The sequence below is a fragment of the Stenotrophomonas sp. YJH_SMC_138 genome, assembly GCF_059369855.1.
This window is the reverse complement of sequence record NZ_JCAFTB010000012.1, coordinates 38239-50835: the sequence shown is the minus strand read 5'-3', so window position 1 is coordinate 50835 and position 12597 is coordinate 38239. Positions and strand designations below refer to the sequence as shown.

Annotated in this window: 1 protein-coding gene; it reads left to right on the top strand. The window is 69.3% G+C overall.

Annotated elements, in window-relative coordinates; genetic code table 11:
- Positions 1-168: 168 nt before the first annotated feature.
- Entirely contained in the window at positions 169-12552 is a 12384-nt protein-coding gene (locus AC5P7I_RS19875; protein ID WP_262088175.1) for a filamentous hemagglutinin family protein, read from the top strand.
- The last annotated feature ends 45 nt before the right edge of the window (positions 12553-12597 follow it).

Here is a 12597-nt window from a genome sequence, read left to right as displayed (position 1 = left end):
GACGCCGGCCTCTGGGCCGGCGTCGCCATTTCCGCGACGGTGCCGCCGTTGCAGCGTTTGGCTGTCGGCTTCGTCTCGCGTGAACCGTCTATCAGTGGCAGGGCATGCGTTGCGTGTGCCTCCCCGATCGTCGCCGCAGCTGCGGCCCACCAGGTTGATGAGGTTCCGATGTCGCCCCCGCTCCCGTCCGCTGTTCATCCGGCCGCGTCGATGCGCCGCAATCATCCGATGGCGTGGGCCATCGCGGTCGCACTGGGGAGCATGGTGGCCCCGGCCAGCCAGGCGCAGCAGGCGTTCAGTCCGGGCTGGTTCGCCGAACGGGGCGCGGCCCAGGGCAGCGCGGCACAGAGTGGCCGGATGCCCAACGGCGTGCCGATCCAGTTCCAGTTGCCGGCCCAGCAGCAGGATGCGGCACGGCAGAAGCTGCAGCAGTCGATCGACAATCTTGGCACTGCGGCGCAGGCGATTGCCCTGCAGCAGCGCCTGCAGGAACAGGCGCGGCAGGCGCGCCGCGAGGCTGGCTTCATCGTTGCCGATGGCCTCGGCAAGGACGGCCTGAGCGTCGACCAGAACCCGCTGACCCGTGGCTGGCTCAATGCGCGCGACGCGATCCAGTCGCAGGGCAGCGACGGGAGGGTGCAGGTCACGGTCGAGCAGACCGCGGACAAGGCGATCCTGAACTGGGAGACCTTCAACATCGGCGGCAACACCACGCTGAATTTCCTGCAGAACCCTGACTGGGCAGTACTGAACCGCGTCAACGATCCGCAGGCGCGGCCCAGCCAGATCCTGGGCCAGCTGAAGGCCAGTGGCACGGTGTTCGTGGTCAACCGCAACGGCGTGGTGTTCGGCAACAACAGCCAGGTCAATGTACGCAATCTGCTGGCGGCTGCAGCACGTATCAGCGATGCGCAGTTCCGCGACAACGGCCTGTACAGCCCCGACGCCAGCAGCAGCGCGCTCAGCGATGCATTCGGCAAGGTGATGGTGGAGCGGGGCGCCCGCATCGCGACCCATGAGCCGACCAGTGCGACGCGCGGCGGTGGCTACGTGCTGCTGGCCGGGCACAGCGTGGACAATGCTGGCCAGATCGGAGCGCGCAAGGGCCAGGTGCAGCTCGCGGCAGGTGACAGTTTCGTGATCCGGCGCGGCGTGGGTACGGCCGCCAACACCAGTTCCACCACCCGCGGCAATGAAATCGCGCCGCGCTTCATCGCTGGCAGCACGGCTGGCAGCGTGCGCAATACCGGCCTGCTGCGCGCACTCGAGGGTGACGTGACCCTGGCCGGACGCAGCGTCGAGCAGGCCGGTGTGGCCGTGGCCAGCACCACGCTTGCACAGCGCGGCACCGTGCATCTTCTGGCCTCGGCCAGTGATGCAGGCAGCAGCGTCACGCTTGCTGACGGAGCCACCACGGCGGTGCTGATCGAGGACGATGGCAAGACCACGGTGCTGGATACGCAGCGCGACGCCCTAATCAAGGAATCGGCCGAGCAGGACGCGATCCGCGCTGGCGCGCGTTCGGCAACCTTCGACAATCTGTCCCAGCACAATGATCGCCGGGACCAGTCGCGGGTGGAGATCGTCTCGGGTGGCAACATCCATTTCAGCGCGGATTCGCTGACGGTTGCCACGGGCGGCCAGATCATCGCCGATGCGGCGGCCCGTAGCTACGTGGACGATGCCGCGCGCGTGGACGTGTCCGGCGCAGTGGGCGTGCAGGTGTCGATGGAGAGCAACAATGTCCAGGTCAAGGTGCAGGGCAACGAACTGCGCGATGCCCTGGACAACCGCGACAGCGGCAAGCTGACCAGCAGCGAAGTCTGGGTCGACCGCCGCAGGCTGGTCCACGTTCCGGCCGGTACCGGGGGCTACGAGGGTGAGCGCTGGTACGCCGCAGGCGGCTTGCTGGAAGTGGGGGGCTACCTCGACAACCAGGGGCACTCGATCGGCGAATGGGCTGCGCAGGGAGGCACCGTCCTGCTGGGCGGCAGGGAAGTGATCACGCAGGGTGGCTCACGCATCAACCTTGCCGGCGGCAGCCTGGATGTGCAGAGCGGCGTGGTCCGGCAGAGCTGGGTGCGCGGCGTTGATGGCCAGGTCTACCGTCTTGATGAGGCGCCAGCGGAGATGCTGTTCGATGGCCTGTACAGCGGCCATGAAGTGAAGCAGGAACGCTGGGGCATCACCGAGACCTTCCGTGATCCGATCGTATTCGCGGCGCAGCGGGTCGATAACGGGTACACGGTCGGCCGCGATGCAGGGCGGCTGATCGTCTCCGCACCGACCGCGGTGCTGGATGGAAAGGTTGAGACTGCAACCTTCCAGGGCGCGCATCAGAACCGCAGGCCGGATGCCGCGCTGGATGGCTATGCACAGGCGCAGACGGCGGTCGCGCGCAATGCGCAGTTGTACCTGGGGCGCTACGACGGCCAGGGCCGCAGTGGTGTGTTCGGCTCGGATGTGCGCCTGGGTGACAAGGCTCCGACGAAGACGGCGTGGTCGCTGGCGGCTCCGGTCAACGAGGAGCGGCGTGACACGGTGTGGCTGGATATCGCAGAGCTGAGTGCCCAGCAGTGGGGGCGGATCGACCTGGCGACCGCCGATCGCATCCGCATCGACGGCAGCCTTCGGCTTCAGGCCGGCGGGCAGCTCAACCTGATCGGCAGCGAGGTGGAGCTGGCAGGCGACATCGGCATTGCCGGCGGCCAGTTGTCGGCGGGCAACCTGCTGGATGTCCAGGGCCGGCCGATGGCGCTGCTGCACGATGGCCGCGCCCGCACCGTCATTGCCGACGGAACGCGGATCGACCTCTCCGGCGAATGGAGCAACGCCTCACTGGCGATGCCGCGCGACGCGAGCGGTGCCTGGACGGATGGCGGCCGCCTGAGCCTGGGCAACAGTCATGACGTGGCCGTGGGCGCCAAGGCAACGGTTGACGTCGAGGCCGGTGCTGCGCTGGACCTGCGCGGCAAGGCCCATATCGGCAAAGGCGGCAGCGTCAGCCTGCAGGCGAACAGCAGTACGGTTACGACCGATGGCAGTGGCCGGGTGCAACTGGGTGAGGGAAGCCGGTTCAGTGGTCGAGGACAGGGCGGTGGTTCTTTCTCGCTGGGGACCGGTGGCCAGGTGCGGGTGGGCGATGCGGACCTGGCGGGCGCGTCGCTGCGACTGGACCCCGGCCTGTTCGGCAGTGGCTTCGCGCAGTACGACATCAATGGCCACCACGGCGTGGAGGTGGCCGATGGCGCGCGGCTGGTCGCTGCCCTGCCAGGCCTGCGCCTGATCCAGGACGCGCCGATGGCGACCGACCGGGCGTCCGCACTGGCGGCGTGGGACGAACCGCTGTACAGCGCCGATCCGTCGAGCGGGCGCGTCAGCCAGCGCGCGGGTGCGAGCATCAGCCTGCGTTCGGAGCGCAACAGCGTGGGCGGTGACCTGCGGGTCGGCAAGGATGCACTGGTGGCGGTCGATCCAGGCCAGACGATCTCGCTGCTTGGTGCGGGCAACATCGATGTTGAAGGCACGCTGCGCGCGAAGGGCGGACGCATCCTGATCGACGATGTGCGCCCGGAGAACGCGCTGTACGCCGGGCAGCGCACCGAACGCACCTGGCGTTTCGCCGAAGGCGCGCTGCTGGATGCCGATGCAGACGCGATTTCGCTGCCCGATTCCGGCGGCCGTCTGCGCGGGCAGGTGCGCGCGGGTGGACGCATCGAGATTGGCGGGGCGCTGGACTGGGAGACCACAGCGTTCGTCGACAACCGACCACCGGAAGCCTTCGTGGTGGTCGAACGCGGTGCGCGCCTGCAGGCGCGGGGTGCGTCGGCCGAGCTGGACGTCGACGGCCAGGGCCGTGTCCGCGTGGACAGCGATGGCGGGCAGATCGTGCTGCGCTCGGCCAATGCGCTGTACCTGGGCGGCGGGATGGACGCGGCCGCCGGTGGTGCCGGCGCACGCGGCGGCACCCTGGGGTTGGCCTTTGGCGGCAGCATCCATGCACGTGGCGCCAGCGAGGAGGTACTGCGGTCACGTGCGATCACCCTCAGCCAGCACAGCGCACCGGGGCAGCCACTGCCGGCCACATTGGAGTATGGCCACGCCGCGTTGTCGGTCGAGCAGCTGCAGGCTGGCGGTTTCGACAATCTGTCCGTGTTCGGTGACATCCGCGCGGTCGGCGACGTCGACCTGCGCCTGGCCCAGAGCCTGCGCATCCACGGCCAGGGTACTTCGAGCCTGGGCATGGCCGTGGATGCCGGGCCATCGTCGGGGCTGCGACTGAGTGCGCCCTACGTTCGCCTGGCGCAGGCACGCTGGCGCCAGATGCCGGGCGAGAACCTGCAGGGCACCGCCGCGGTCGCTTCGTCCGGGCCGGAAGATCACGCGCTGGCGGTGCAGGCCGGGCTGATCGACATCCGCGACGTCACCTGGCTGCCGGGTTTCAAGCATGTGGCGCTGGAAAGCCGCAGTGACGTGCGCCTGACCAACGGCATTGCCAGCAGTGGCAACACCAGCGCGTTGATGACGGCTGGTTCGATGGACGTGACCGCTGCGCGCCTGTATCCCACCACAGGCGCGGTCGGCACGCTGGTGGCCGGCGCGTCGGCGCAGACCGTGCAGACCACTGATTACTGGTCCGATCCGGATGCCGTGCTGCGCATCCACGGCACCGGTGCGGCCACGAAGCCGGCGCCGGAATCGGCGCTGGGTACGCTTCGCCTGGTGGCCGCCACGGTGCAGCAGGGCGGCAACGTACAGGCGCCGATGGGCACGCTGCAGCTGGGTGGCCTGATACAGAACGGAACCGTCGGCAGCCGGGTGGAACTGCTGCCAGGCAGCGTAACTTCGACCAGCGGCGCCGGCTTGTCGCTGCCCTATGGTGGCACCGTCGATGGTGTTGACTGGCGGGTCGGTACGCGCAGCCTGGGATCGCTGACGCCAGCCGGCATCTCCTCGATGGGGGTGACACTGAAGGCCAACGAGATCGAGGTGGCGCCGGGGGCCCTGCTGGACATGTCCGGCGGTGGTGAGTTGACCGGCGCCGCCTTCGTGTCAGGACGCGGTGGCTCTGTCGACGTCCTGCGTACGGCGTTGGCCGACGCCAACCCGCGCTACGGGTTCAGTGCGTCGGGCAACCCGGTGTACGCGATCGTACCGGGACGCGCCGGGGCGTTCGCCCCCAGTGGCGAAGAAGGGTTCGCAGCTCCGGCGGTGGGCCAGCAGATCACCGTGCCGGCTGGCGTGCCCGGCCTGGCGGCCGGCACCTACACGCTGATGCCGGCAAGCTATGCGCTGCAGCCCGGCGCATTCCGGGTGGAGCTGGGCGCCACCGGCACCTCCGGCATCGTGCAACCGATTGCGACCGGCACCGGCACCTGGCGTGTGTCCGGGCAGCAGCGCACGGCGCTGGGCGCGGCAATCTCGCCGTTGCTCACCGACATCCTGCTGACTCCCGCGGCCGTGGTACGCCGGCACTCGGGCTACAACGAAACCTCCTACAACAGCTTCGCGCAATCGGTAGCTGACCGCCGCGGCGAGTCGCGTGGCTGGCAGACCATCGATGCGCTCGGGTTGACCCTTGCGCTGGGCGAAGGTGCAGGTCGTGCAGACACGCCTGCCATCCACTTCGCCGGCACCGCGCGGTTCGCGGCTGCCACCGACAAGGGGCGTGGTGGCACGCTGGCAGCCACGTTGGCGAGCCCGGCGGTCGGTTCGCTGGAGATCGTCGATGGCACCACGCAATCGCAGGCGCGTGATCGCGGCGCCACCTTCAGCGACGACGCGCTCAATGCCTTCCTGCCGGCGCGGATGATGATCGGCGGGCAGTTCAACCAGGAGGCCTCGCAGGTTGCGGTGACCGGCCAGGCGCGCAGCGTGGCGATCCGTTCCGGCGTCACCTTGAACGCACCGGAAGTGCTGGTGGCAGCGGCCTCCGGTGGCAGCGGCGTGCTGGTCGAGGCCGGTGCGACCCTCGATACACTGCCGTTCGCATCCGCCAACGCGAATGCCAGCGCGACCCTGCCTTACCAGGTCTCCGGCGGCCTGCTGGCGGTGTCCAACCAGCGCCTGAACCTGATCACCGGCACCACCGGGGTGGAGGCCGGTCCGGTGGCGATCGACATCGGCGGATGCCAGGCGGCGTGCGACGGCCAGACGCGGCTGGTTTCCGATGGCAGCATCGCGGTAGCGACCGATGGCGCGCTGCAGATGCGCGACTCGGCCAGCTATGGCACCCGCCAGCTCGGCCTGAGCATGGCGGCGCTGAACCTCGGCAGTGCCGAAGCGATCGCCCAGGCCGCTGCGGCCGGGGCGCTGCCCAGTGGCATGACCATGAACCAGTCCGTGCTGCAACAACTGCTGCGCGGCAATGATGCGACCGGCGCGCCGGCGCTGGACACGTTGAGTCTGGTCGCGCGGGAGTCTGTCAACGTGTTCGGCAGCGTCGACCTGGATGCGCGCGACAGTGCCACCGGCCGCAGTGGCCTGCAGACGCTTGTGCTCGGTGCGCAGGCCATCCGCGGCTACGGTGCGGCGACCGACCGCGCGCGCATCCTGGTGGACACGCTGGTCTGGGACGGCTCATTGGCGGCGGGCCAGGCGCCGGGCAGCGACGCGACGGTGCCGCCGGCCGAGCCGATGGTGGACCGGCTCGGGGCCGGGCAACTGGACATCGTCACCCGGCAGCTGCAGCTGGGGCGGGCGCCATTCAGCCGTCCCAGCTCTGAAGTACCTGCGAACCGGCAGGTGCTCGGCTTCAGTGCGCTGAACCTGAGGGCTTCGGAGCAGCTGTCGTTCTCCGCGCAGGGCACGCTGGACGTATTCCAGCAGCGTGGCGACTATCTGGCCGACAAGGGGTGGCAGTACAGCGGAGGCAACCTGGGTATCGATACACCGCTGTTGGCCGCCGATCCCGCCGCGCAGCTGCGCGTGCGCACCGGCGGCGACTTCCGCCTGCAGGGGGGCGCCGGCAAGACGGGTGGCGATGCACTGGGCAGTGAGTTGAGCATCGACGCCAACCGGATCGCGCTGGACAGCACGGTCGCGCTGGCGTCCGGACGGCTGTCGGCGAACGCACGCCAGGGCATCACGCTTGGCAGCCGGGCCGAGTTGGATCTGGCCGGACGCAAGGTCTCGCTGTACGACGTGGACAAGTTCAGCTGGGGCGGCGATGTCCTGCTGTCCAGCGACACGGGTGACATCCGCGCCGATGCGGCCTCCCGCATCGATGTTTCCGCACGCAACAACCGCGGCGGACGCCTGACGGTCACCGCAATGGCCGGCCGAGCCGATCTGGCCGGTGTTCTGCAGGGTGCCGCCACGGGTCGCTACGATGCCGGTGGCACGCTGGTGCCCTACGACGGTGGCGAACTGGTGGTGCGGGCACGCCAGCTGCAGGACTTCGCCGGCCTCAACCAGCGATTGACCGCCGGCAACGTCGTCGGCGGTCGCAGCTTCCAGATCGGTGAGGGCGATCTGCGGATCGGCGACGAAGTGAAGGCGCGCCGGGTCGATATCAGCGTCGACGCGGGCAGCCTGACCGTGGCCGGCCGCATCGATGCCAGCGGCGAGCAGGTCGGCAGCATCCGCCTGTACGCCCGCGATCAGTTGCAGGTGGACGGCACGCTGGACGCGCACGGTACCGGCCTGCGCGTGGACAGCCATGGCAAGATCATCGACAGTCCAAACCGGGCCACCATCACGCTGGGCAGCGCCGAAGGTGCCGTCGGCCTGGGCAGCGCGGCGCAGCTGGACCTGCGTGCGGGCAGCGACGTTACCGTCGGTGGACGTCCTGGCCAGAACGATGGCACCCCGCGCGGCACGCTGAAGATCGATGTGCCGCGGCTGGGCAGCAACGACGCGGCGATTGCCGCGGCCACCGGCCTGCGCATCGATGGCGCGGCCGACATCCAGCTCAATGGTGTTCGCCGCTACGACGATGCGCCCCTGGCAACCACCGCTGACGTGCGCGGCAACCGCGCGCAGCTGGTCACCCAGCAGTGGCTGGACCAGGTGGTCGATCCGCACAGCGTGGCCTGGATCGATGGTGCGCTGGGCAACGCGGATCTGCAGCAGCGCACGCGGGCGCTGGGCGATGTGCGCCTTCGTCCCGGCGTGCAGGTGCTGGCGCGGCGCAGCGACGCCAACCCGGACGGCGACCTGACCATCGCCGGCGACATCGATCTGTCCGGCTACCGTTATGGCCCCGATGCCAACCGCGCCGATCCATCGCGGCGTGGCTTCGGCGAATCGGCCTCGCTGGTGCTGCGCGCCGAAGGCAACATCAACGTCTACGGCAGCATCAACGATGGGTTCGCACCGCCGCCGTCCACGCCGGATGAGGGCGGCTGGCAGCTGTACGAGGGCCGCAATGGCAGCGCGGGGCACACCCCCTTTGGCGGTGGGCTGGTGGTGCCGGTGGACGGAGTGAAGCTGCAGCCCGGCACCGAGTTCCAGGCCGGCACCCGCCTGAACTATGACGTGCCGGTCGAATCGGTAACGCTTCCGGTCGGTACCGTGCTGCCCGCGCCGATGGTGATCTCGCAGAACCTGCGGCTGCCTGCAGGCACGGTGCTGGGTGCGGCGGTGACCACCGACTCCGGGCAGACGCTGGCCGCGGGCACCGTGCTGCAGGAGCCGCTGATGCTGGCGGCCGGTGCGCGGCTGGGAGCCGGCTTCCGCCTGCGCAGTGCGGTACAGATGGCGGCACAGGAGTGGCCCGCCGGCGCGGTGCTGCCGGTTGCGCTGCGCCTGGCACGCGAAGTCGCGCTCAAGGTGGGCGCGTACATCCCGTCGTTGACCAAGGTGGAGCTGCCCGGCGACGCGCCGGTGAATCTGAGGCCGGCCGATGCCGGCGGCAACCAGGGGCGCAACTGGGCGCTGGCGCCGATGCTGGCCGAGGGCACCACCTCCTGGGACCTGACCGTTGTTGCCGGCGCCGATACCGGGGCAGCCGACCCACGCAGCCGGCGCTGGGGCAGCGAAGGCAGCGTGGTGCTGGCCGACACCCACCAGGGCTCGATCGGTACGGTCAAGACGGAAATCATCTGGGTGGGGGATCGCGCGTTGACCGAGCAGGCATCGTTGGACTGGATCGGCGACACCTCCTATGCAGGCCGTCCGATCGCGGAGCTGGCCGACATGTTCGGCTTCACCGAAGACGAGTTCTGCGCGATGTCGGCCGACTACTGCGGCCCGGCACCCCGCCAGGTGGCCGCGCAGGGCTCGCTGGATTACTGGGGCGACGAGTCCTACGCAGGCACCCCTGCGAAGGACTTCGCCGCGATGTTTGGCATGACCGAAGACGAGTTCTGCAGCACCGCGCCCACCTACTGCGCCGGCGGCGGCACGCAGACCGAAGTGACCACTTACGGCAAGCGCGCAGGCACGCCGGCGTGGAGCGTACTGCGCACCGGCAGGGGCGACATGGAACTGCTCGCGGCCGCTGACGTCGTGATGAAGTCAGGCTTTGGCGTCTACACCGCCGGCACTCCCGCCGCGCTGGGTGGGGGCCGCGACGCTGCCTTCAATTCGCCCCGTGCAGCGGCCCCTTGGAACACCGCAGTGCTGGGACCGAACCTGGTGCCGGGCAGCTATGACGCCGCGATGGCAGGCTACCAGGCCTGGTATCCGGATCATGGTGGCAACCTGCGCGTCGAAGCCGGGCGCGATATCGTCGGCGACGCCTGGACCGCGCGCGCAGAGTCGGGCAGCAGCGATCGCGACTGGGCGCTGTACTCCAGTGCCGCGGTCGGCAACTGGCTGTGGCGGCAGGGTACCGGCGGCACCACTGGGGTCGAGCCGGTGCCGACCAGCTGGTGGGTGAACTTTGGCGCCTACACCAACGTGTCCGCTGCCGCCGGCGCCTCTCCACGGATGGTTGGTTTCACCGGCTTCGGCACATTGGGCGGGGGCAACCTGACGCTGGAGGCCGGGCGTGACGCCGGCGTGCGCGATGCGATAGGTGACGCGTTGGTGTCGACGATCGCACCGCGCTCGGGTGCGATCATTGCTGCGGTGGGATCGACCGGCCGGGTCAGCGATGGCCAGCTGCACCTGACCGGCGGAGGCGACCTGCAGCTGCGTATCGGTGGCGCGCTGAATCCGAACCTGCAGGCGACGATCTCCAGCCTCAACCCCTCCAGGGCGGGACAGAATCTCGACCTCAACGGTACCTTCAGCAACCTGCGTGGGAGCCTGCAGCTCGATGCAGGGCGCATCGGTGCAATGGGCGTCACCCTGGAAAGCTACGCGACGCTGGGTAAGCAGCGGGCGGCAGACCTGTTTGCGCCTGACGCCGCCCGCGCGATGGGCGGGCCGGTGCTGGTGCTGGGTGACGCCGCCGCGCAGCTGCAGGCGCGGGGCGATGTGGTGCTCGGCGGCGTCGCCGATGCCGGCCGGGTTCCGCTGGCCAACTACAGCGCGGTGCTGCAGGATGACGGCGCGCGCGCTGCAGGCAGTACGTGGTTCTCCCTGTGGACCGCCAACACGGCCGTGGATCTGTTCAGTGCCGGTGGTGACCTGGCGCCAGGCCTCGCCGGGCCGGAAAACGTGACGGGCAGCAATCTGTGGCGGGAGCAGGTCCAGCTTGTTGTGCGTGGCGGCGATGATCTGCTGAATTACTGGCTCTATCCTTCGCGCTTCAGCGCCATTGCTGCGCAGGGTGACATCAAGCTGGACCGGATCAGCACCGCGCCGGGGACGCAGGATGTGATTCTGCTGGCACCCTCGGCGACAGGACGGCTGGACGTCCTGGCCGGCGGAGGCATCTTCGCCCAGCCTGGCGCGACCCAGATCGCGCGCTCGGCCAGTGACGCGCGCCTGCCGGGACCCTTCGACCCGGCATTCATGGCCGAGCAGGGGGATTCCGCAGGCAATGTGACCCGCTCGCGGCACAACCTGTCCGTCGACGGCAACACGGCATCGCCGGCGGGGTCGCTTCCACTGTTCGCATTCGGTCCGAATACGCCGCTGTCCACTGTGTCTGCGGCACTGGCGCCGAGCCGCTTCTACGCGGTGCAGGGCGACATCATGGGTCTGGCCACCGGCGCCCAGCGCACGCTGAATGTCAACGCGGGGCAGCGCACGCAGCTGAACTGGTTCGAGGCCGCCGGCGCCGTGCAACTGCGGGCAGGCCGGGACATCCTCGGGGTGTCGATGACCGCGTTGAACACCGCGCCCACCGACATCACGGTGGCGGCGGCGGGCCGCGACATCGTGCATCTGAACGCGACCATCGCTGGCCCCGGCAACACCGAGATCAGTGCCGGCCGCCAGCTGCGCCAGGAGGATGCGGGCAGCATCGCCAGCCTCGGTGGCATCGTGCAGGGCGACACCCGTCCCGGCGCCAGCATCGCGCTGACGGCCGGCAACCAGCAGATCGATTTCGCGGCCCTGCGTGCACGCTATCTGGACCCTGCCAACCTTGCCGATCCCGCGCAATCGCTTGCGTCGCAGCCGGGCAAGGCAGCCAAGGTGTACGACCAGGAACTGAAGCAGTGGCTGCAGCGACGCTTCGGCGTGGCGGCCGAGGGCGACGGGGCGCTGGCCACGTTCGATGCGCTGCCGCAGGAACAGCAGCGCATCTTCCTGCGCCAGGTCTATTACGCAGAGCTGCGCGAAGGTGGACGCGAGTATACCGATGCAGAAGGGCCCCGCTTCGGCTCCTACCTGCGCGGGCGCGAAGCCATCGCCACGCTGATGCCGGACAGGAATGCGGCCGGTGCGACGATCGACCGTACCGGCGATATCGTGATGTACGGTGGCTCCGGCGTGCGTACCGAGGCGGGCGGCAACATCGAACTGATGGCACCGGGTGGGCAGATCGTGATCGGTGTGCAGGGCGTGGTGCCACCCGCCAGCGCCGGCCTTGTCACCCAGGGGCAAGGTGATATCCGGCTGTTCAGCCAGGACAGCGTGCTGCTCGGCCTGTCGCGGGTGATGACCACCTTCGGCGGCGACATCCTGGCGTGGTCGGAGCAGGGTGACATCAATGCCGGTCGTGGTTCGCAGACGACGCTGCTGTACACGCCACCGCGCCGCGTCTATGACGGCTGGGGCAATGTGATCCTGTCGCCGCAGGCTCCCGCCAGTGGCGCAGGCATCGCGACGTTGAACCCCATCGCCGAAGTGCCGCCGGGCGACGTCGACCTGGTCGCGCCGCTGGGCACCATCGACGCGGGCGAGGCTGGTATCCGCGTCTCGGGCAACATCAACCTGGCGGCGCTGCAGGTGCTCAACGCCGCCAACATCCAGGTACAGGGCGAGAGCAAGGGCCTGCCGGTGCTGGCATCGGTGAACGTCAATGCGCTGGCCTCGGCCAGTGCGGCAGCCAACAGCGCCAGCCAGGCCGCACAGGATGTGATGCGCAAGAGCCAGGACGAGGCACGGCGCAACCAGCCGTCGGTGATCAGCGTGCAGATTCTGGGCTTCGGCAGTGGTACCAGCGCCATCAATCCGCCGGCGCGTGGCAACACTGCCAACAGCGGTTATGACGCCAACAGTGCCTTCCAGTTCCCGCAGGCAAGTCGCGACGAGGGCACGCAGCGCCGATAGGTGCCGTCCTTGGTCGGCACACGTTGCTGCCCACCAAGGTCGGCA